The sequence below is a fragment of the Trinickia dabaoshanensis genome (assembly GCF_002879885.1).
GTDB lineage: Bacteria > Pseudomonadota > Gammaproteobacteria > Burkholderiales > Burkholderiaceae > Trinickia > Trinickia dabaoshanensis.
This window is the reverse complement of sequence record NZ_PNYA01000021.1, coordinates 115297-136098: the sequence shown is the minus strand read 5'-3', so window position 1 is coordinate 136098 and position 20802 is coordinate 115297. Positions and strand designations below refer to the sequence as shown.

The window sequence follows — 20802 nt, the reverse complement described above, 5'->3', positions numbered from 1 at the left end:
GTACTGGCTGGGGCACTCGCGGGGACGGGGGCCGGAGCGGGCGTCGCGCCGAGCGCGAGCGATGTGTCGTGCGCCTCCATGCGATATAACGTGACGGTGTGGGCGTTCCAATCAAACGTGACGCGCACGTCCGCGAGCGGCGCGAGTGCGTTGGTCAAAACCGTGTCCCACGGCAAGCCGCCGCTCCACGTGACCGGCAACGTCGGATCGATGCGGCTCGTGTTCACGCTGAAGTCGTGCGGTACGACGACCGGGAGCATGTCGGACAAGGCGACGTTGCGGCCCTGTCCTCTCGGTATGTAGAGATCGTTCGGGCTGAAGCCGATCTCCGTGACCTTCTTTCCCTTGGAAACGGGGGCGGCCCGCTCCAAGGGTTTGGCCGTGACGTCGGGCGCGGAGACGGCGGCGGCCGCGGCGGGTGCCGTCTCCGGCAGCGCCTCGTTGATGAAGCCGGCCTGCGCCGTGGCGGCGCAGGTGAGGCCGATGCTCGCCGCCGCCAGTTTCGCGGCGATTCGTGTCTTGCGCATCTCGCACCCTTTCATTCGTAAAGTTTTCGGCGATGCCGTAAAGCGTCGGTCGATCACCGAGCCGCACCGTTCTCGAAGCTGCATGGATTCGGTGGCTTGGTCATTTGACGGGCCCACTGCCAACGGCGTCCGACGCCGGGGCCGTGACGCTTGCTTGCCACTTGGCCGGATCGGTCACGAAACCGCCGTGGTCGGTGACGCGATAGAGCGTGTCGCCCACGTCGATGTGATTTCGATCGCCCGATACGATGCGCGGCGCCACGGCGACCTCGGGTTCCGAGACCATGCCGCGGTTGAGCAATTCGGAGTAGCGCAGCATGCCCGTGTAGTCGCGATTGAGCCGCGCAAGGTTTGTCTCGAGAATCTGATCCGCGAGTGCGCGGCCCTGCGTATAGCCAAGCTCGACCTCTTCCTTCCAATACGCCCGCTCGGCACCCGTTTTGGGGAGCATCGAAGGGAAGGGGAGCGTGTCGACTTGCGCTTTGATGCGAAGGCCGACGAAGAGATAGTCGCGCCACGAAGGGGCGATCGCGACGAAGCGTGCCGGCATGGCGATTTTGTACATCGCATCGGCGCGGCGAATCTGATCGCTCGTCGCCTCGATGGCGTCGCGGGCCTCGGTAATCACGGGAGGTAGAACGCCACGGCGCGTGATCAGCGCGCCGAAGCGATACATCGTATCGAGCCGGCTGGCACGCGCCTCGAGCGCTGCGATGAGTTCGGCCGATCGATCGGCAAGCCCCTTGTGGCTGCCGAGTGCAATAGCGATCTCGCGCAACGCGTTGGCCCGCGCGGGCGTGATCGCGGCTGCGGCGGGCACGCTGTCGGCCGAGAGGCCGGCAATGTCCTCGACGGACATGTGCGAGGTGTCGGGTGCGCCGGTAGCGGCGAACGCGGGCATCAGCGATAGGCCCAGCGCGCAGCAAACGATCGCGTGGGCGAGGCCGGCACTGGACGGCTTATAACGCACGGTATCGCAACTCCAATTCATCGTTCTTGAGCACGACGTCGGCACGTGCCCCCAATTGCGTTCCGATGTTGGCGAGGACCGTTACGAAATCCGTATTGGTTGCATCGATCGAGATCGGTGAGGGAAAGGGTTTGCCCATGACATTGAATTTGAGGCCCTTTGCCTCGGCGATTTTTCGTAACACTTCGGGCGCGTCGCCGTTCCAGCGCACGGTGATGAAGTCGCCGGACACGAGCACGACTCCGGTCCTCGGCGCGACCGCCGAGATGCCGCCCGCGCGCGAGATATCGCCGAGGAGCGCGTCGATTCTGTGCGCGGACTCGTTCAAGCGCTCGTCGAGCATACGGCCCGTCGGATCGGGCGGCGCGGGCTGAAGCGCGCATCCCGTGAGCGCACAGGCGCAAACCGAAATCGAAATGGCAACGCGTGTCAATCGCATATTGATGCTCTGTGTGTCGAAAGAGTGCACTCGGCCGTCCATGTCTTACGTGTTCCGTATAAAGGCTATCATACGAAATATGCGAGGCGCAAGATAGTTTCGTATCGATACAACGATGCGCAATTGATGCCGATGGCGAACATGCTCAGTGACCGCTTAATTTTCTTTCATTTCTTTCAGGGTGTTGCCTTACCGAAGGGGTCGGCATTCTGTAAGAAAGTGCAACTGATCTTGACCAGCGGAAATTGCTTGACAGGCAAAAAAATACGCCGAATAATTGCGTACCGTTATAACGATATAGAAATCGAAATCGGGGAAACCGGGGAAATGAGCACTGAATCGAAGCCGCTTACGCTGCTCAAGGCGTACCGCATCGTCCATAACTTGGATACGAACAAGATTTGCGAACGGGCCAACATTTCACGTTCGTATTTGACTCGAGTCGAGCAAGGCGTGACGCCCAGCGCCGAAATTGCGGCCAGGCTCGTGCAGGTGCTCACCGACGTCGATTGTGTGCGCGCATCGCAACCTTCCAATACGCCGAATCAAGTGGAAACGCTAGAAAGCGCACGCCGGCTGGTCGAGCGGACGAAGGTGCTGCATGAGGAGTTCGCCCGCGAAGGCATCCGGGAAATCCACTTGTTGTATCCCAAGCGCTATCAGGCCGAGGGGAGCGAACATGGGTACGCCTAATGCCAACGCCGCCTCGCCGACGCGCGGCGCGCGCGACGTTCATCCCGCGGTGCGGCTCGTCGCCGAAACGTTTCTCTATAAATTCAGTTGGCCCAAGTTGCTCGGCGCGAACCTGGTGCTCGGTGTTGCGCTCCTCGTTTCAGTCGGCGCCAACGTCGCGCTCATGACGCGAACCGTTGCGCCGGTCTACTTCGCGGTAACGGCCGACGGGCGCATCACGCGGCTCGCTCCGCTTTCGGAGCCGCTCGTTTCGCCGGAAGAGGTCGTCCAATTCGCGCAGAACTGCGTGACCCGTTCGTTCTCGCTCGATTTCGTCGCGGACCAATTGCGCAACAAACTCGAATCGCTGCATGACTGTTACACCGATGAAGGCTTCCATGCGCTGATGATGGCGTTCGACAAGAGCAATCTGCTGACGAAGATTCGCGACGGACGGCTCGTGTCGTCGGCTGTTGCCACCGGGGCCGGTGTCATTACCGCTGTCGATGCGCGCGATCCTCGCGGCTATAAATGGACGGTACAGCAACCGATCGCGATCACGCTGGTGAACCAGACCGAACGGCGTTCCTATAGCTTCATCATCGAAACGCACGTCCAGCGCGTCCCCACTGTCGATAACCCGAAAGGTATTTCCACGACGGCGCTGCAGATCATCGGCAATGGCCAAAATAACTAGGTGACGGCATGACTGACGGATTCAAACCCTTCCCGACGGCCATCGAAATCGCCGAGCAATCGGCGGATGCGGACTGCACGCATCCTCTGGCGAGCGTCGAGGGCACCGACTGGCACCACGAGTTCGAATTGATCGACCCGTTCATCGCGACTCGCAAGGAACTCGAAGAACTTTGGCTGACCGCTCCGAATCGCCGAGCGCAGGACTGGCTGACGGGGATCATGGATACGCGCAGGATGTATGCGGTCGTGACGGGCAATCCCTTCTGAGATGCTATCGATGACTCGTTCGCTTTGGAGACTGGCGTGCTTCGTCGGAATGTTCGGCATCGTGTACGCGGCGAACGCGCAAATGGTGAACCGAGGCGTTTCGGCCCTGGAGGCGGCACCCGCGGCGCGAAGCGGCGTCTACGCCAATCCCGACGCGGCTCAGCCGTTGCCGCCGCTCACCGCGTCGAACGCGAACCTCGATGCGGCGGTCGATTTAGTGACACCGCTTTCCGCCAAGCAGATCCACGAGTTGCGCAAACGTATCGACGAAGCGAAGCGCGCTGCGTCGGCAAGCCCGACGCGGCCGCCGAAGCCGGTCTATTCGGTGCAGACCGTCGATTTGTCGCCCGGTGCACCGCCCCCCATCGTTCGAGTGAGCGATTTGGGATCCGCGGTGACGTTCATCGATAGCGCCGGTCAGCCTTGGGATATCACCGAGGTCGACAACATGGCCAAGGGCCGCTTCGAAGTGCTGCGACCGGTGCCCGGCGTACCCACGATCACGATCACGGCGAGCGGCACGTACGTCGAAGGCGATGTTGCCGTCTTCCTCAAAGACCTTTCGTTTCCTGTCGTCATCAAAATGATCGCCGGACAGCGCGAGACCGATTACAGGCAGGACATCCGTATTCCCAGGCGTGGCCCCAACGCGCTGGCGCCTGTTTCCGCCGCGCCTTCGATCGATCTGCCCGGCAACAGCATGCAAGCGATCTTGGACGGCACGGGCTCGCCCGAGGCCAAGCCCGTCAAGATAGAGAATCCGCCGCCGGGCATGAGTGCGTGGCAAATCGGCGAGCACATCATGCTGCGCACGAATCTGTTCTTGAGCGATCCGGCTTACTACGGTGCGCTGACGGGAGCGGACGGCACGCACGTCTACGACATTCCGCGCACGCCCGTGGTCACCGTCAGCGAAAGCGGTGTGAGCCGCAACATCGTATTGGACTTGGAGTAGGACATGACCGAGCAACGCCGCCAGCTGCATCCGGGTTTTTTGCGCAACGTGAAAGTCATTGCGATCATTGCGGTGCTTGCCGCGGTCAGCATCGGGGTGGCGTTCGTCGCGATGAAGCGTCGTCCCGACAAGGCGCCCGAGATGAACGTACCTTCGGTAACCGCGCAGGGCGGCACGCCTCAAGCCGAGACGCCGCGCTATACGCAAACGCTGAATCGGGCGAATCAAGAAGGACTCGCGCAAGCGCAGAAGACAGGAGAGACGTTTATTCCGGCGTTCTCCGATCGCAATGCGCAAATCGAGAAAGTGCTCGAACAGCGTACCGAAGGGGCAGCGCAAGTGCAAAAGATCGACTATCAGCATCCGAACGGCCTGCCGCCGGGGCAGTCGGCGCCCACGGCCCAACCGCTGCCATCGCTGCCTTCGCCTACCCAAGGCGTAGGCATGCAAGTCCAGCAACTCGTCAATCAATGGGATACCCCGCCGCAATCGCAGGAAGTGCTCGGGTTGCAAAAGGAAGCGCAGGCCGCCGCGTCGGCCACCGCCGCGCTCGGGTCCCCCGGCACCTCGACCTCGCCGCAAGCCGTGGCCGCCGCGCAGACGAAGCCCGCCACGATTCACGCGAGCGATCGCTATTACGCGCATCTGGAGAACAGCATCGATACCGACACACCCTCCGACGTGTTGGCGGTGCTCGACCAAGGGCCTTGCCAGGGTGCGGAACTCATGGGCAACGGGAAGTTGACCGGCGAAGCGGTGACGGCCTCGTTCACCTCCATGCGCTGCGGCGGCAAGACCGTGCCGGTGACGGCGGTCGCGTTGAACGACCAAACGCTCAGCAATGCGTTGCCGGCCGATATGGATCACCACTTGGTGGCGCGGGTGGCGGTGCCTGCCTTGCTCGGCGCGCTCGGTGCCGCCGGCAGTGTTTACAGTAACGCGGGCTCCACCATCACGCAAAATCCGCTTGGCGGCACGACGTCGATCCAGAACCCGAATCCGTCTGCGCACCAGCTCGAGGGCGCTGCCGTTTCGGGCGGGATGACCGGTGTACAGGGCGTCATCCAGCGCGAGGTCGCCGCCGTACCGCCGTTGACCGGCCACGTTGGGGCGAATACCTCGCTAGTCATTCTCTTCAAGGCCGATGTCGTCCTCTAGACAAAGTACCGTTGCGTTTGATAGTTTACGTATAATTGCAACGATACGTATAAATACCGTTTGCCGACCAACATGAACGAACACGACCATTTCTCCAATGTGCTGGATGTCGAGGCTGTCGAGGAATCGCACGAGCGCCAACTCGACGATGGCTTTTCGGCAATGGCGGCGGACGATGACGAAGCTCGGGCACACGAGCCTCAAACTCCACGAAAAAAGCCCATTCCGAAGGCGCTCTTGCTCGCCGGCGGCATGGTTGCCTTCATCGTAGTCGGTGCCGGTTATCAGCATTTCTTCGGCGCCCGCCCGCAAAGTTTCGCGCAGTCGGGAATGCTCGACAGCGGCGCGGGCGACGCTCACGATATCCCGCTGCCGAGCGGTACGGCAATCACGCAGCAGACTCGAGGGGATATGCTCCAGCACGGCGCTCCGCCCCTCCCGAGTCCGGCGACCGTGCCCGCATCCGGGCCAATCGGGGACGCGGCGGCGCAGCAGGGCGGTCATGCCGCGTTTGCCGATGCAACCTCGGCAGCGTCCGCAGGCATGGGCGAACCGGCACAGACGCCTTCCTTCGGCGATAACGCGTTTCGCGCTGCGTCCGCTGTACCGGCGCAGATCGCGGTTCAGCCTGCCGCCAACGTAGGGAGCACAGCCTCGCCGACCGCATCCGCGATGCTGCTGGCCTCGGCTAGGCCTAACGAGGCGCTCGCGGGAACCCCGGCGATCGGGGGCGCCACCGCGAGCGCGGTCGACAGCTCGGCAGCGATGAGCGGCACGCCGATGCCGGATCCGAAGGATGCGGAGATCGCGAAACTTCAGGCGGAGCTCGACGCGCTGCGTAAGGCAGCAGGCGCTTCGGCCCCCGTGCATGTTTCGGTACATCGCGTGGGCAAGCATTCGCACCATGCCGCGCATATCGCGACGGCACCGGGCCGCCCGATCGATTCGGCGAACTTGATCGCCGGTGCTCAGCCTTCGAGTAATGCCGATGCATCGGACGCATCGAACGCGGCACAGATGAACGCGGGTGCCGATGCGCAAGCCCCCGAGGCCGCCCGCGAGACATCGTCAACGGCACGCGTCAAATCGAGTAAGCGCCCCGGTAGGCGCCATGAGGTCCGCTATGGACAGCGCCAAGTTCGTAAGACTCCGCAATTGCTCACCGGTTACGCGATCAAGCAAGTCATTCCTGGGCAGGGTTGGATCGAGGACCAGCAAAGCGGCAAGCAGCAAGTCGTGGCCGTGGGCGACTTGATCGGCGGTGCGAAGGTGGTGCGTATCGATCCTGACAACTATCGGATCGTGACGACGGCCGGAGTCATTCAATAATGGACCTGACTACGATCGTCTCGAATATTGCGTACGACATTCTGGCGTTTCGCGCGCTCGTCCAGGTGCTCGCGATCGGCATTGGGATCTTCTATTGCGGCAATGCCCTGCGCAAGGCCATCCGCAAATCGGCCTCGCCGGGTGCCGACATCAGCGGCCAAAGCATCTTTGCGTCGTTCTTCATCGGAGCGTTGATCGTCAATTTCTCGAGCACGATGGACAGCACGCTCGGCACGCTCGGCGAATCCGATTCGACCTACGGCGACGCGATCGCGTATATGAACCTCGCATCGACGGGCCAATTCGCGCCGGCGATCTCCGCCATCCTCACCATCGTCTCGACCTTCGGCTGGTGGTATGCGCTCAAGGGCTGGACGATGTTGCGCAAGGCATCGAGCGGCGGCGGAGGCGGCGGATACGAAGACTACGCATGGAAAGGGTTCATTCACATCCTAGGGGGCGCGGCACTCGTGAACATCAACGAAACGCTCGCCGCATTCCAGGGAACACTCGGCATCAGTTCATTCAACTAACAGGAGCAACCACACCATGCCCCAAGCCATTCTCATTCACCCGTTCGCGCGTCTGCACGTATATGCCACCGAGCATGCCCGTACGTTTATCGTCGGCGCGATGATGCTCGCCGGGATCGGCCGGCTCATGATGACTGACATGCCGCTCGCGGTCGCGGCCATTCTCTTCATCGCCACCGCCATGTGGCACGCATCGTTGCCGAGCGCCACGCGGCTGTCGAATAAACATCTCGCCGTGACCGCCTTGATGCTCTTCGCGGTCACGAGCCTCGTTTTCGCCGGCGTTGCCGACGCTCAATCGAACGGCAGCACGCTCGGCGGTATGGCGACGAGCTTGAAAAACGATATGGCGTCGGTCTACAACATGGTCATTTACGCCTTTTACGGCGGTGGCATCGTCAGCACCGGTATCGGCGTGAACAACGGAATCAAAAAGTCGAAAGGCGATCAGCAAGTGACGACCGGCTCGATCTTCGGTTACGGCTTGGGCGGCCCCGCGCTCGGTATGGTCGGCTACATCATGAACTCGGCGGCCGGCTCGATGGGTGCGAGCTCGAGCAACTTGAACGCACTGCCGGCGGCGGCGCACTGACCTTCGATCGAACTCGGCGGCGGGCATGCGATGAGCCAGTTGGACCACGATGAGTTCGGGATGCTGGCCGTGCCCTTGTTCGCGGGGGCTCGGCATCTCGACGCGGTCGGCAAAGCGAAGCACGGCGTGCTGATCGAGGCCGGCGGCCTGCCGCAAGCCGAACTCAATCACCTGCAGCGCACGATCGCGGTCGTGCTCGAATGCGGCGACGATTCGCAGCGTGCGCAGGCGAAAGCGTTGTTGCAGCACCTCGCGAGCCGCTGCGAGATCGTGATCGATAGCTGGGGCAGCGCCAATCCGAGCGATTTCGTTCGACCCCTCGCGGAAACGGGCGAACGCGCTGCCGAGGCGAGCGCCGGGTTGGCGCTGCTATACAGGCCGGCCCGGTTCGGCGCAAAGATCAAGCAGTGGATCGATGCGCATTACCGCTCTTTGCCGCTGGAAATTTGGAATGACATTTACGCACGCGTCACTGCGCGCGCGGCGCGTTAGTGCATGAACCGCGTCACACCGATATCGTGCACGGGAGAATAGCCTGATGAGCGTAGTGAGTGCGCTTCTCGATAACGTCGAGGCGTTGATCGCCTGGATTTCGAGCCATGCCCTGGGGGCGGACTTACCTTCGTATTGCCAACTCGAGACCGCGATCGGCCTCGATTTGGACGATCCGCGCGCCAAGCAAATGGCCGCGATCGATCCGAAGGGCGCCCGCCCGTACATCTTGATTACGCGCCAATGCGCGATGTTGACGCTGTTCGAGTTGACCGGTTCGATGGACGTGGTGGGCGAGGTCGAATTCGAGCAAATCACCGACGACCTGCGGCGCGCGCTCACCTCGTATTTCCAGAAAGCCGGGCATTCGGTCGAGCTCTCGTTCGAACGCGACCCCGAGATGATCCGGCACAAGGTCAAGACGCTGATGCAGCCGTCCTACGATACGTGCGAGCGCATCGGGCTCGACCTCAAGGATATGCTGGACGACCGTTGCGAGCGCGTGGCGTCGCTGTGTTCGCACGAGTCGTGCTACGTTTTGCTCTATACGCATCTTTCCTCGCTCACGCCCGATGAGTTGAAACGCGAGATGGAGACGCATCGTCTTCGGATGAAAGAGAACAAGGTTCAACCGATGCTCGAGGCGCAATCGGTCACGGCGATTTTGAAGGGTCTTTTGAGTCGCCACGAAACGTTCGTCGATGCGATGGAACGCGACTTCGTCCACGCGAAGCTGCACGTCGAGCGGCTGTCGACGCACGAAGCGGTGCGCGCGATCCGGCAGTCGTACGACCGGCGCAGGACCGACCACAAATGGAAGCCCGTCTTGCCGGGGGATCGTTACACGCCGCGGGACATGCGAAACCAGTCCCCGTCGGGGCTCTATCTTCCCAAGCTCTCCGAGCAAATGTGTTCGGGCAAGGTTCATACCGAGGGCGACTTCGTCTATATCAACGGCGAATACCATGGGTCGGCCTATATGGAGGTCGGGCCGCAAGAAATTCACGACTTCATGATGCTGTTCAACCGCGTGGGAAAGGAGATTCCTTGGCGCGTGAAGTTCTCGATCGAGCCCGGCGGATTGGAGGCGGCGAAGCTGAAGAATTTAGCGGTCAGCGTGATCGGCTTCATGGGTAGCACCAACAAGGCCATCAAGCGATCGTTCGAAGCGCTCGAGCAAGCGCAACGCGACGGCGAATGCAACGTGTCGCTGCGTTTGACCGCCGCTACGTGGGGACCCGACAAAAAAACGTGCGAGGACCGGCTGTCGGCACTCGTGGCGGCGCTGCAAGGGTGGGGCGTCTCGCAGGTCAGCACGGATACCGGCGACCCGGTGCAAGGTCTCGTGTCCACCGTGCCCGGCTTCACGGATAAATCGGTGGCGCCGAGGATGATCCCGCCGCTCAGCGATCTCGTTCGGCTACTCCCGATTCAACGCGCGGCCTCGCCCTGGTTCGCGGGCGGTTCGATCCTGCTGCGCACGCTCGACGGAAAGGTGTATCCATTCCAGCCGAATTCATCGCTGCAAACCGCATGGATCGATTTGATCTGGGCCGTCATGGGCTCGGGTAAATCGGTGTGGCTCAATACGCTGAATCTCGGCGCGATTCTATCGCCCGGCCTCAAACGCTTGCCGCTCATCACGATCATCGACGTGGGCGTCAGTTCGAGCGGCCTCATCGAATTGATTCAAAACGCGCTGCCCGAGGATCGCAAGCACGAAGCGATTTACGTGCGCCTGCGCAATACGGGCGAGTTCTCGATCAATCCGTTCGACACGTTACCCGGCTGCCGTAAACCGACGGCGTTCGACAGAGAGTTCCTGATTTCGCTCTTGACTGCGCTCGCGACGCCGGTTGGCCAGAAACAACCGTACGCGAATTCTTCCGAACTGGCCGGGATGGTCGTCGACGAAGTCTACGAACGCTATTGCACGCGCGGGTCGGAAAAGCGCTATGAACCGACTATCGACGCGCTGGTGGACGAAGCGCTTGCGCAAACCGGCTACGTGCATGACGAGTACACGTCGTGGTGGGACGTGACCGATCATTTGACGGCGACCGGTCACTTGCGCGCGGCGCGGTTGGCTCAACGTTTTGCGGTACCCGTGCTGTCCGATCTGATTGAATCGCTGGGCGCGGAGCGTATCCGCAGCGTGTTCGAGCCGAAGGAAGACTCGAAAGCGCGCGTGGACAACGGAATGACGTTGCTCGACGCCATGCGGATGGTGATTACCTCCGCATTGCGCGATTTCCCGATCATTGCATCGCATACGCGCTTCGAACTGAACGAGCAATCGCGCGTGGTCGCGCTCGATTTGGAAGAGGTTACGCGTGGCGCCGGAGAGGATGGGGAAAAGCGCGCGGAGATCATGTATGTCTTTTCCCGTCAGATTGCTGCGCGCCAGTACTACCTGCCCGAGAGCATCGCTGAGCTAGCGCCTGCGATGTACCACGATGCGCATCGTCACCGTTACGAAGATATCAAGGACGAAATGAAGGCGATTTGCGTCGACGAAGTGCACCGGACGGCGGGCAAAAAGTCGTTCCGGCGGCTTCTTTCGCTCGATCGCCGGGAAGGCCGTAAGCATGGCATTCGCGTTTCGCTGGCGAGTCAGTTCATGGCCGATTTCGAAACGGACGGCGAATCGATCACCGAATCGGCGTTTTCGGCGTACATCATGAATGCGGGCAGTCCGAATTCGCGCGCGGAGGCGCAGCGGATGTTCGGACTCTCGAACTCGGCGATGACCGCGCTGCAACGCGACGTGCGGGGCGCGGGCAGGTTCCTCGTCTGGCACCAAACGAAGAGCGGGGTCGTCACGCAAGTGTTGCACAACGCCCCCGGCGCGATCGAGCTTTGGGCATTCTCGACGACGGCGAAGGACGTGGGGTTGCGGCGACGTCTTTATAAACGAACATCGCCGGCCATCGCGCGTCGCATTCTCGCGCAGGAGTTTCCCAGCGGCACGGCGGCGCAGTATCTGGAAAGCCGGCAGGCGGAGCAAGGCGCTCGCGACGACGACAACATCATGGACACCGTCGTGCGCGAGCTGGTCGTCAAGTATGGGCTCGAACGCGCGGGGGTACCGGCATGAGCGACGCGCAAGAACCGCAGGAGAGATCGCGTAAGCGGTCGCGCGCTTGGCGGGCAGGACTCTATCTCGTGCCCGGTTATGCGGTGATTCGCGCCGCGGCGTCGATGAAGGAGACCGCGACGGGGGGCATGCGTACGATTGCCGACCGCCACCGCGAACTGTCCGAACGGCGCGTGAATCCGCATTCGCGCACGTTCAACGAGGCGATGGCGTTGCGCGCAGCCGATGCGCTGCCCTTGGAGGCGATCGAACGCTCATGCCTGCAAAGGAAGCAAGTCTCGATGGCCGTGGCGTTCGTCTCGGCAAGCTTCGTCATCGGCAGCCTAGGTGGCCGCAATCTCTTCGGCGCGTTCGTGGGACTCTTATTCGTCGGCCTTTGCTGCTTGTTCGCGCTCAAATACGAACATCGCATCTGGCAGATCGAAACGGGCCGCGCGGCGCCCGACGAACCGCTTGGCGGCTATCGGCAGTTCTTCGCGCGCAAGGGCGCGATCAAGCGCTTGTTCAACCCCCATCTATTCGGTTGATGCATGCATGACATCCGCGTGCATTCGCAGGCGCAACGATTCGGAGCATTGAGATGACGGCAATCGCTGGACGAGTACGCAGCTTCGTCGCATTCGCCTCGCTATGGGCGCTTTCGAGCGCGGCGTTCGCGCAAGTGGCATCGACGCAATCGATCGGCTCTATCACGAGCGCGGCATCGAACGGTACCGACAAATCGATGTCCGCCTTGCAGCTCATCTATGGGGCGATCGCATCGAATCCGCTGTCGGGCGGTTCGGCCACGACCGGCACGGCTTCGGGCGGATTGATTTCGCAAGTCTTCCTCGTTTTGAATTCGTGCATTCTGGCCGTGGGCGTGCTGTGGGCCATGTACCACTTCGGCTCCGCGATGATCGCGACGGGTCAGGATGGGGAATTCTTGGGCCAAAAGAAGTCGTCCCCTTGGTTCATCATTCGCATGGGCGTGGGCTTTACGGGGCTCGTGCCGATGTTCGGCGGATACTGCGGCGCGCAGGTCATCATGTTGTGGGCGACGATGATGGGCGTGGGCATTGCCAATCTGTCGATGTCGTCCGCGGTGAACGTGCTGACGAACGGGGGAACGCTGATCGCGACGCCGGTCGTGCCGCAGGTGACGGCGCTCACGCGCAGCTTGTTCGAATCGAATCTTTGCGCCGCCGCGGCGAATCAGGCGGTCGCGAATTTGCAAGGCGACGCGAACGTCGACGCCGACCCCGGCGAGACGTTCAGCGCGAACACGACGAGCATGAAAGTCGTGTTGATGAATCGAAACGGGTTGTCTTGCGGCGGCGCGCAGATAACGGGAAACGCACAAACACCGGCGCAGACTTCGTCCTCCTCGGCCTTATCGGCTTATACGGCCGATATGGCCTCGGTGCAACAACAGCTTCTATCCGCCCAGGGACAAGCGCTCGTTTCGTTGCAGGCGACGCTCGCGAGTGCGGCCCAGGCATATGTCGCCGCAGTCAACAATCAATCGCAGCCGATCGACCCACAAGCTACGATCGAGGACGCCGCGAAGGCGTATCAAACTGAAGTGCAAGCTACCGTGACCAGTGCCTCGAGTTCGCTCACGGGGGTTGCCGGCGACATCGGGACGGAACTCACGCGGGACGGTTGGATCATGCTTGGCTCGTGGTATCAAACCTTCGCGCAGACGAGCTCGCAACTCGAGGAGTTGGCCGACACGGTGCCGGTCGCGGTACCTCCAACGGACCTCTCCAATCTGCCCTATCCGCAGCTCTATCAAAGTGTGATGGCGGCCTACGCGCTGCAACTTCAGCAGGATGCATCGACCTCGACCGGAACGTCGACCATGGCGACGTCCAGCAACTTGTTTGCCGGAAACGTTACGCAAGATATGGGCATCGATGTCCTTGCGCAATTGTTTCCCGGCGCGAATCTCGTGGGTCAGGTCGAGGATCTCATGAGCACCGTCACTCGACCGAACAATGGCTTGCCGCTCAATCCGCTGATCGTGATGAAGAGCGTAGGCGACAAAATCATCCACGAGACCGTGGAGTATCTCGACCGATACCTTCCTAGCGGGAATGCGGGCGCGGGAAAGAATCCGGCTAACTCGGCGGCCGGCTCACCGGCGGGCACCGCGGCGGCCCAGCCTGCCGCGGGCAAAGCGGGCGTCCCCGCTCAGGCCGAGCCATTCGCGGTAGCGATGGCCGTCACACTGTTCTTCTTCGGGGTGATGCTGTCTGTCTATATGCCGATGTTGCCGTTCATCGTTTGGTTCGGCGGGGTCGTGTCGTGGTTCATGGTGGTGGCCGAAGCGATGGTGGCCTCTCCGCTATGGGCGATGACGCACCTCGACGGCGACGGAGAGGGGCTTGGGCACCGGACGCAGCACGGCTACGTCTTCTTGCTCAATGTCATGCTGCGTCCCGTCGTGATGGTATTCGGCTTCTTGCTTGCGGGGGCGAGCGTGATCGTGCTCGGCAGCCTGCTCAATACGATGTTCGGCATCGCAGTGAGAAACACGCAATACGGCTCGTTGTCGGGGCTGATAGAGTTTATCGGCTTCCTCGTGCTCTACGTAGGGATGTGCCAGACGCTCTGCAATTCGGCCTTCAGCCTCGTGCATACGCTTCCCGATAACTTATTCTCATGGATCGGCGGGCAATTGGCATCCGCGCGAACCGGCTTTGGCGAGGGGGTCAAGCATGGTTTCGAGTCGCATACGAACCAAGCGAGCGCGGACGGTCATTCGATTGGGCGGGCTCCTCAAAGCGGGCAGGGTTCGTCGTCTGCCGGTTTGAGGTCGGCAGGCGGCAGCGCGCGCAGCCACTGAGGGACCCGGGCCGGTTAGCGGCAGCCAACCATGGCCGCGCCGCGCTCCGATCATCGGGTTTGAATGGCGGGCCGCCGATCCATGCCGTGACACCGTTACGCGCGACGACCCTTAGGGGTTGCGCCAAGCCCCCCATCCATAAGATGTCATGCATGCCCCGCTCGTCCAATGAGAGGCGAATTCGAGTACCTGTGTGCCGTCGGCGGAGGGTAAGAGCGCCGAGGAGTAGTTGGGACACCATTGGTGATCGGGGCACGTTTCACTGCACGCGTCGGGCACCGGAAGGGGAGCGGGTAGGGTGCGCCAAGGGGTGGCCGGGTCGCCGGCTGCGTTTTCGAGTAGCACGCGGCCGTTGCGTGCTCCGCGCTTCAAGTTCGGCGTTTCCACGAGTTGACCCACGAGGGCGATCGCGCCGTCCGGCATGACGGTAAAGCGAGGTGCGTGCGCTGGAAATGCGCCGTTCGGCAATCGGATCTCGTTGCCTACGTTCGATGGTGTGCCCCAGTTCCACCCGTCGTCGGAAAGCCGGTAGTAGACGATGAAATGCGCCGGACCGCCCAGCTCGTAGGTCATCATCCAGCGTCCGTTGGCAAGGCGTCGAGTGACCGGCATACCGGGGCGGTCCGCCTGGATATCGCTGGCAACGACATAGCCGATGTCTCGCCAATTCGTGCCGTCGTCGCTTCTCGCTTTCTTGATCGTTTGAGAGTGCCGGGCTTTATCGGTCTCGTCGGAGAAGAACATCACCAGTGTGCCGCTTCGATCGACGGTAAATTCCGGCTCCCAAAGCCCGCCCTGATTCGGGCTGTCGATTTCGCTCGAATAGCGCCACGTGCGGCCCTCGTCTTCGCTGACATAGACTTTGATCGCCATCCGGCGGTTAGGGGCGTTCTGTCCCACCGATGCGGCCCACAAGAGCGCGCCCTTCGGTAGCGATCCGATCTGTTTAGGCAACTCGAACAACGTGCCGCAACACAGACCCGATGCAAAAGCCGGGTCGTCGATTTTGCCGATCGGTGCGAAGGAATGACTGAGTTCATCCCCGAGGTAGACGTCCACATGCTTGCCGCCTGCCGGGGAAATTGCGGAGACGACGAGTTTGCCGCGATCAGCCTGAACCGGCGAAGACGTGAGGCGCACGACGCGCGCGTCGGCTGTCGGCGCCTGGCTCAGGAGCGTCGAGGCCCTCGCGCCGGTTGTAAGGAGGATGCTCGACGCGAGCACGATGCCAATAGCACTTGTCCAAACTTTGAGCATTGCTCGAGTCTCCGGCGGTTGGGCTTCATGCTTGCCTCGAAGCATGAAACTTACGACAAATGCGCCGAGCCGCGCATTTTCCGTGCCTGAGCGGCTATTGCGGTTTTACCCTGCGTCCGTTTCCGCATCGACGCTCGCCTCGGCCTCCTCCCTGGGCGTCAAATACCGGGGCAGCAATCCTATTTCGGGCTTCGTCAGCGGCCGGCTGTACAGGAAGCCTTGCGCCACCTCGCAACCGTAAACATTCAAAAACGACGCTTGCTCCATCGTCTCGACGCCTTCGGCCACGACGCGATGTCCTAGGCAGCGCGAGATCGACAGAATCGCCTTCACGAGTTCGGCGTGGCGGCGATCGCTCGTGACCTTTTGAATGAAGGTCCTATCGATCTTCAACGTATCGATCGGAAAGCGCGTCAAATAACTCAATGCCGAGTAGCCGGTGCCGAAGTCGTCGATGGCGATCGATAGCCCCATGTGCTTGAACGCGGACAGTGCATAGGCGACCGAATCGTCCTCGTCGAGCAGCAGGCTTTCGGTGATCTCCAGTTCAAGCCATTGCGGGTGGCAACCCGTCTCGGCGAGAATCTTTTCGACCATCGGAACGAAGCCGCGCGACTGAAACTGCCGGGCCGATAAATTCACGGCGACGGTATGGCGCGCGCCGCCTGCGTTCCATTGCGCGGCGGCGCGGCAGGCTTCACGCAGCACCCATCGGCCGATGTCGACGATGAGGCCGGTTTCCTCCGCGACGGGGATGAATTGGTCCGGAGGGATGAAGCCCGTGCCGGGTCGATTCCATCTGAGCAGCGCTTCCGAGCCGAGCACTTCCGAATCGCGAAACGCAACTTGCGGCTGGAAGTGCAGTTCGAGCTCGCCTCGCTCGATCGCGCGCCTGAGTTGCGATTCGAGCGCGAGATTGGCCGCGGCCTCGACGGTCAAGTCGTTCGTATAAAAGCGGAAACCGCGACGGCCCGAACGCTTGGCCAGATACATCGCCGAATCGGCGTACTTCAAGAGATCGTCCGCGTCGGCGCTGTCGATCGGGTAAAGCGCGATACCGACGCTGCAAGAGATGAACACTTCCTTGCCGTTGAGCACGAAGCGCTCGCCGAGCCGCTGAATGATCGTCGTCGAAATTTGTTCGATCGTTCTTCGGTTATGCACGTCCGGGAGCAACACGGCGAACTCGTCGCCGCCGAAACGCGAAACCGTATCGCCGGGCCGCACGCTCGATAAGAGACGCGCCGCGGCTTCGCGTAACAACTCGTCGCCCACCGCGTGGCCCATCGTATCGTTCACGCTCTTGAAGCGGTCCATGTCGATCATCATCACGGCCGTGAAGCGATTTTGCACGGCATCAGAGGCGAGCGCGCGCAACGTCTCGTTGAACGAGCGGCGGTTCGGCAGCCCCGTCAGCGCATCGAAATACGCCATACGATGTATCTTTTCCCGAGAGGCGTGCAGTTCCGTGATGTCGCGTCCCACCGCGAGCACCGTTTCAACTTTGCCGTCCGGCCCGAGTTCGGGCGTCAATCGAATCAGATGGCAAAGTTGATTGCCGTCGGCGGATTGCCATCGCAATTCGAATTGCCGGTCGGATGCGCCGACGAAAACCTCCTCGAGTTCGCGCTCGTAAAGAACGGTATGTGGGCCGCCGGGATACTCCGTCGGCGTTTTCCCGAGCAGGGCCTGCAATCCGCCGGCCGCGAGCCCGGCAAACGTAGGGTTGACGTATAGGCGCCGTAGGTTTCGATCGTAGCGGGCCACCGTATCGGGCGAGTGTTCGACCAGCGTTCTGAATTCGCGCTCGCGGCGGGCGAGCGTTTCGTCGAAGCGCCGGCGCTCCGTGATGTCGCGCGCCACCGCCAATACGCCGGTGACGTTGCCTTGCTCGTCGAGCACGGGTAAGCGCCGCGTTTCCAGCAACACGCGTTCGCTCGTGGCGGGGCTGACGACCCATTCGTCGGTCACGCAAACACACCTCGCGCCGATTGCGGCCTTCTCCCGCTCGCGGAAGAAATCGGCCAATCCCACCTCGAAAAAGTCGTAATCGGTTCTGCCGAGTATTTCGGTTCGAGATTTACCGACGAATCGCTCCACCCCATGATTGCATAACGTGAATTCGCCGCTCGTACTCTTTAACCAAACCATATCCGGAATGGTATGGAGTACGTTCATCAAATGAGCGCGGGCCTCCGATAGTTCGCTCGCTTTGTCTTGCAGACGCTCATTGAGCTGCAGTATTTTTTCATACTGCGCGCGTAATGCGGTTTCCGCGTGTTTGCGCTCCGTAATATCCAATATCGCGCCGATCAGCCCGGCTTGACGGCCTTCCGCGTCATGAAAGACCGCCTTGCTGAATTCGACTTCGCGATCTTCCCCTTGCGCGTTCCGTGCCTTGAATTCGTAGCGCTGAATCCCGCCGCTCGTGTACAGCTCTTCGTCCTTGAGATAGTACGTTTGAGCCAGTTCTTGAGGGTTTACCTCGAACACGCTCTTGCCGACGAACCGCTCCTTGGGGATGCCGAGAAAGTCCTGAAACGCCTTATTCAGCTGAAGATATCGCCCCTGCCTATCCTTGGAGAACACGGGAATGGGGATCGTATCGAGCAGTGAGGCAAGGAACGATTCGCGCTCGCGCAGCTTCGCCTCCGCGCGCTTGCGCGGCGTGATGTTGAAGCATAGCGCCAGTACGCCCGGGCCCTCGTCGGTAGCCGGATCGGTTGCAAGCTGGACGAGGTAATGCTCGCGCTCGGCCTCGGGCAAGGCATCGAACGTCAACTCCATCTCCCGCGCCATGCCCGTCGCGGCTACTTCGCCGATGGCGTCCAAATACCGCCGCAGCGTCGGCGCCGAGAGCAGCTCCGATTCGGCGAGCACGACCGGCGCGCCGTCGCGAGGCACGCTCATCATGGCAACCGCGGCGCGGTTCATATAGCGCCGCCGGCCGGTCGCGTCGTACCGGATCACGGCGACGTGCAAGTCGCCGACAGGCACACGGTATTCGTTTTCGTTATCGATCCCAGGTTTGTCCATGCCGTCAGAGAGACTCATTTTCCACGCATTGCCGCCCAGATCTAGCGTCTGGAAGCGGTCGAGCCCTGTGCGCGAGCGCGTGCCAACTGCATGGATAACGGCTGGAAGAGGGAAAATCTGAAGCGCGGGATTGTCCTGACCGCCCCGGGCCGCCGCAGCAAGGGACGGCGGCCCGGGGGAGTGAACAGGCCCGGGATCGGTTCGCGATAGTCTTGGAGTAGGCGCGGATCGCTTGATGTGTCAGTCGTCGAAGGTGCCCTGATACTGCTCCGAGGCATCCGAGCGGGTATTGATTTCGAACATCACGCCTCCCGGTTCGCGGCAAAAGAATCGCGAGCCGCGCCCATTGTTGAATATTTCCGTTTCCATTTGGACGCCTTCTTCCTTGAAGCTGGCGTATAGCTCATGGACAGCGGCCAAGTTCGGCAATTCGAAGCCGAGATGAAAATTTTTCGGCCATTGCGGAATAGCGTCGTCAACATGTTCAATCACGACATCGAAGCCGGGACGCTTCAAAATCGCCGATTTATCCCACGTTCCGGCAACGGTAAAACCTAAATGCCGTTCGAAGAATTGAGTCGTCACAGCGGCGTTGGCCGAAGGAAAGCTCAGGTGGTTGAGCTTCATCGTCTTGATAAAGGCAGTCATCGTTAGTCTCATCGGTTGCGGCGAGGCCCCATGCCGTGTGCCGCTCGAGGACTTCAGAATATAAGTAAAAGCTCACATTCAACAACTCGCATCGGGCGTCGTGAGCCGTTTGCCCGCGAAGCGAGCGCCGGTGCGGCGCACGCGCGCGGCGCGAGACGCCGTGCACCGCGCTTACTCGCATTTTGCTGCCGCGCGGGAGGCGCGCCTTAATCGGCCCCGGCTTTCGACAGGTAGCCGAATAGGGCGGCTTTGAGCCGCCGTTCCAGGTCTTCGAGATCGGTTTCGCCGCGCTGCCCCGCGGCATCCACCATGCCGCGTGTGATAGCGAACAAGTCGCCTGCGGCGACCTCGGGGCGGGTGTGTTTGGGAATGGCGCGCTGCACGACCGTTGCGAACAACGCTTCAAGGTCGAGTTTGCCCACTTCGCCGGCTAGGCCCGGCCGGCTCTCCTCCATATCGAGGAGCTTGGCGAGCACCGGCCGTTGAAGTTGCTGCCGCACCGCGGCGCCGATCAGGTATTCGAGCGCTGCTTTTGCGCTGCGCAGCGTCAGCGCTACCGCCATGTCGTCGTGGAACCGCTTCGTTTCGCGTCGAATGAGCGCGACCGTCAATGCGTCCTTGCCCGGAAAGTACTGATAGAGCGAGCCGATGCTGACGCCGGCGCGGCGCGCCACGGCGTTCGTATTGAACCCTTCGAACCCCTCGCTTTCGAGCACCTGAGCGGCGGCCTCGACGATCGACGCCACCGTTTCTTCCGAGCGCGCCTGGCTCGGCGCTTTGCGCGGTCTGTATTGTTTTTGGGGAGATCGTTCGCTCATGGCTTGCCGGAAGTTGAGGCCTTTGCTTTCGGTTTCTTTTTCGCCTTCGCCTTCGAAGCATTGAGTTCGACGGCCTCGCGCACCAGTGCTTTGAATGCGTTCGCGTCGATCGTTTCGCCCTCACGGATATCGATGGCGCGCCTGACGTTGCCGTCCAAGCTCGAATTGAAAAGTTTCTTCGGGTCCTCGAGCGAGGCGCCTTTCGCGAACGTGAGCTTGACGACGGACTTATATGACTCGCCCGTGCAAATGATCCCTTCGTGCGACCAGACCGGCGTGCCCATCCATTTCCATTCCTCGACGACGTTCGGTTCAGCCTGCTTGATGAGTTCTCGCATCGCGCTCAACGTCGCCCCTCGCCAGTCGCCGAGATTCGCGATGCGCTCGTCGATCAACTCGGATGCCGGTTTGCTTTCGGTCGTATCGGATTTATTCATGTCGTTAGAACCTTATTGAACCTTCGCGAATGCCATGGCCGTTCGA

Annotated in this window: 20 protein-coding genes; 12 read left to right on the top strand and 8 right to left on the bottom strand. The window is 61.5% G+C overall.

All coding sequences use genetic code 11. From position 1 onward, the window contains the following. The 3 genes from C0Z18_RS21835 to C0Z18_RS21825 all read right to left on the bottom strand — a co-directional run. On the bottom strand, positions 1-527 hold a 527-nt coding region (locus tag C0Z18_RS21835; RefSeq protein WP_146014068.1), incomplete at its 3' end, for a hypothetical protein. Positions 528-627: 100 nt separating this feature from the next. Further along, positions 628-1497, bottom strand: a complete 870-nt coding sequence (locus C0Z18_RS21830; RefSeq protein ID WP_158244277.1) for a type IV secretory system conjugative DNA transfer family protein — start codon at positions 1495-1497, stop codon at positions 628-630. Then, on the bottom strand, positions 1487-1936 hold the full coding sequence (locus tag C0Z18_RS21825) for a DotD/TraH family lipoprotein (RefSeq protein ID WP_158244276.1): 450 nt from the start codon (positions 1934-1936) through the stop codon (positions 1487-1489). The genes C0Z18_RS21830 and C0Z18_RS21825 overlap by 11 nt, the downstream gene beginning before the upstream one ends. A gap of 327 nt (positions 1937-2263) precedes the next feature. Here C0Z18_RS21825 and C0Z18_RS33010 point away from each other — a divergent pair, with 327 nt between their 5' ends. From C0Z18_RS33010 to C0Z18_RS21765, 12 genes are all read left to right on the top strand, one after another. After that, a complete protein-coding gene (locus C0Z18_RS33010) occupies positions 2264-2629 on the top strand; it encodes a helix-turn-helix domain-containing protein (RefSeq protein ID WP_158244275.1) in 366 nt (121 codons plus the stop codon). Further along, entirely contained in the window at positions 2616-3305 is a 690-nt protein-coding gene (locus C0Z18_RS21815; protein ID WP_158244274.1) for a DotI/IcmL family type IV secretion protein, read from the top strand. The genes C0Z18_RS33010 and C0Z18_RS21815 overlap by 14 nt, the downstream gene beginning before the upstream one ends. 8 nt (positions 3306-3313) lie before the next feature. Then, on the top strand, positions 3314-3574 hold the full coding sequence (locus tag C0Z18_RS21810) for a hypothetical protein (protein WP_102647514.1): 261 nt from the start codon (positions 3314-3316) through the stop codon (positions 3572-3574). Positions 3575-3584: 10 nt separating this feature from the next. Then, positions 3585-4529 carry a DotH/IcmK family type IV secretion protein gene (locus C0Z18_RS21805; RefSeq protein ID WP_158244273.1) on the top strand — a complete coding sequence of 315 codons (945 nt, stop codon included), beginning with the start codon at positions 3585-3587 and terminating at the stop codon, positions 4527-4529. Between the two features lie 3 nt (positions 4530-4532). Beyond that, the gene (locus C0Z18_RS21800) at positions 4533-5687 is read left to right on the top strand and encodes a DotG/IcmE/VirB10 family protein (protein ID WP_102647512.1); all 1155 of its coding nucleotides are present in this window, start codon (positions 4533-4535) and stop codon (positions 5685-5687) included. A gap of 72 nt (positions 5688-5759) precedes the next feature. Beyond that, the gene (locus tag C0Z18_RS21795) at positions 5760-7016 is read left to right on the top strand and encodes a hypothetical protein (RefSeq protein WP_102647511.1); all 1257 of its coding nucleotides are present in this window, start codon (positions 5760-5762) and stop codon (positions 7014-7016) included. Next, a complete protein-coding gene (gene traQ / locus C0Z18_RS21790) occupies positions 7016-7549 on the top strand; it encodes a conjugal transfer protein TraQ (RefSeq protein ID WP_102647510.1) in 534 nt (177 codons plus the stop codon). The genes C0Z18_RS21795 and traQ overlap by 1 nt, the downstream gene beginning before the upstream one ends. Positions 7550-7565: 16 nt before the next feature. Further along, entirely contained in the window at positions 7566-8141 is a 576-nt protein-coding gene (locus C0Z18_RS21785) for a hypothetical protein (protein WP_102647509.1), read from the top strand. Between the two features lie 30 nt (positions 8142-8171). After that, positions 8172-8633: a hypothetical protein gene (locus tag C0Z18_RS21780; RefSeq protein ID WP_102647508.1), complete on the top strand. Its 462-nt coding sequence runs from the start codon at positions 8172-8174 to the stop codon at positions 8631-8633. A gap of 46 nt (positions 8634-8679) precedes the next feature. Continuing rightward, positions 8680-11730: a calponin homology domain-containing protein gene (locus tag C0Z18_RS21775; protein ID WP_102647507.1), complete on the top strand. Its 3051-nt coding sequence runs from the start codon at positions 8680-8682 to the stop codon at positions 11728-11730. Then, complete coding sequence (locus C0Z18_RS21770) at positions 11727-12257, top strand: hypothetical protein (RefSeq protein ID WP_102647506.1); 531 nt, start codon at positions 11727-11729, stop codon at positions 12255-12257. Before C0Z18_RS21775 ends, C0Z18_RS21770 begins: the two co-directional genes overlap by 4 nt. A 53-nt stretch (positions 12258-12310) precedes the next feature. Next, positions 12311-14560 carry a DotA/TraY family protein gene (locus tag C0Z18_RS21765; RefSeq protein WP_233217425.1) on the top strand — a complete coding sequence of 750 codons (2250 nt, stop codon included), beginning with the start codon at positions 12311-12313 and terminating at the stop codon, positions 14558-14560. 111 nt (positions 14561-14671) lie between these two features. Here C0Z18_RS21765 and C0Z18_RS21760 read toward each other — a convergent pair whose 3' ends face one another. From C0Z18_RS21760 to C0Z18_RS21740, 5 genes are all read right to left on the bottom strand, one after another. Further along, on the bottom strand, positions 14672-15817 hold the full coding sequence (locus C0Z18_RS21760; protein WP_102647505.1) for a sialidase family protein: 1146 nt from the start codon (positions 15815-15817) through the stop codon (positions 14672-14674). Between the two features lie 105 nt (positions 15818-15922). Beyond that, positions 15923-18871 (bottom strand): bifunctional diguanylate cyclase/phosphodiesterase, encoded by a 2949-nt coding sequence (locus C0Z18_RS21755; RefSeq protein WP_102647504.1) that lies wholly within the window; start codon positions 18869-18871, stop codon positions 15923-15925. A gap of 222 nt (positions 18872-19093) precedes the next feature. Further along, complete coding sequence (locus C0Z18_RS21750; RefSeq protein WP_233217424.1) at positions 19094-19501, bottom strand: VOC family protein; 408 nt, start codon at positions 19499-19501, stop codon at positions 19094-19096. Positions 19502-19707: 206 nt separating this feature from the next. Then, a complete protein-coding gene (locus tag C0Z18_RS21745; protein ID WP_102647502.1) occupies positions 19708-20319 on the bottom strand; it encodes a TetR/AcrR family transcriptional regulator in 612 nt (203 codons plus the stop codon). Continuing rightward, a complete protein-coding gene (locus tag C0Z18_RS21740; RefSeq protein ID WP_102647501.1) occupies positions 20316-20756 on the bottom strand; it encodes a DUF1801 domain-containing protein in 441 nt (146 codons plus the stop codon). The genes C0Z18_RS21745 and C0Z18_RS21740 overlap by 4 nt, the downstream gene beginning before the upstream one ends. Positions 20757-20802 lie beyond the last annotated feature (46 nt).

What these genes read in the sequence shown, in the direction of transcription:
- C0Z18_RS21770 (WP_102647506.1), top strand. Translation starts at nt 11,727, where the DNA reads ATGAGCGACGCGCAAGAACCGCAGGAGAGATCGCGTAAGCGGTCGCGC.
- C0Z18_RS21765 (WP_233217425.1), top strand. Translation starts at nt 12,311, where the DNA reads ATGACGGCAATCGCTGGACGAGTACGCAGCTTCGTCGCATTCGCCTCG.
- C0Z18_RS21800 (WP_102647512.1), top strand. Translation starts at nt 4,533, where the DNA reads ATGACCGAGCAACGCCGCCAGCTGCATCCGGGTTTTTTGCGCAACGTG.
- C0Z18_RS21825 (WP_158244276.1), bottom strand. Translation starts at nt 1,936, where the DNA reads ATGCGATTGACACGCGTTGCCATTTCGATTTCGGTTTGCGCCTGTGCG.
- C0Z18_RS21805 (WP_158244273.1), top strand. Translation starts at nt 3,585, where the DNA reads ATGACTCGTTCGCTTTGGAGACTGGCGTGCTTCGTCGGAATGTTCGGC.
- C0Z18_RS21740 (WP_102647501.1), bottom strand. Translation starts at nt 20,756, where the DNA reads ATGAATAAATCCGATACGACCGAAAGCAAACCGGCATCCGAGTTGATC.
- C0Z18_RS21785 (WP_102647509.1), top strand. Translation starts at nt 7,566, where the DNA reads ATGCCCCAAGCCATTCTCATTCACCCGTTCGCGCGTCTGCACGTATAT.
- C0Z18_RS21745 (WP_102647502.1), bottom strand. Translation starts at nt 20,319, where the DNA reads ATGAGCGAACGATCTCCCCAAAAACAATACAGACCGCGCAAAGCGCCG.
- traQ (WP_102647510.1), top strand. Translation starts at nt 7,016, where the DNA reads ATGGACCTGACTACGATCGTCTCGAATATTGCGTACGACATTCTGGCG.
- C0Z18_RS21750 (WP_233217424.1), bottom strand. Translation starts at nt 19,501, where the DNA reads ATGACTGCCTTTATCAAGACGATGAAGCTCAACCACCTGAGCTTTCCT.
- C0Z18_RS33010 (WP_158244275.1), top strand. Translation starts at nt 2,264, where the DNA reads ATGAGCACTGAATCGAAGCCGCTTACGCTGCTCAAGGCGTACCGCATC.
- C0Z18_RS21755 (WP_102647504.1), bottom strand. Translation starts at nt 18,871, where the DNA reads ATGAGTCTCTCTGACGGCATGGACAAACCTGGGATCGATAACGAAAAC.
- C0Z18_RS21760 (WP_102647505.1), bottom strand. Translation starts at nt 15,817, where the DNA reads ATGCTCAAAGTTTGGACAAGTGCTATTGGCATCGTGCTCGCGTCGAGC.
- C0Z18_RS21795 (WP_102647511.1), top strand. Translation starts at nt 5,760, where the DNA reads ATGAACGAACACGACCATTTCTCCAATGTGCTGGATGTCGAGGCTGTC.
- C0Z18_RS21810 (WP_102647514.1), top strand. Translation starts at nt 3,314, where the DNA reads ATGACTGACGGATTCAAACCCTTCCCGACGGCCATCGAAATCGCCGAG.
- C0Z18_RS21815 (WP_158244274.1), top strand. Translation starts at nt 2,616, where the DNA reads ATGGGTACGCCTAATGCCAACGCCGCCTCGCCGACGCGCGGCGCGCGC.
- C0Z18_RS21775 (WP_102647507.1), top strand. Translation starts at nt 8,680, where the DNA reads ATGAGCGTAGTGAGTGCGCTTCTCGATAACGTCGAGGCGTTGATCGCC.
- C0Z18_RS21780 (WP_102647508.1), top strand. Translation starts at nt 8,172, where the DNA reads ATGAGCCAGTTGGACCACGATGAGTTCGGGATGCTGGCCGTGCCCTTG.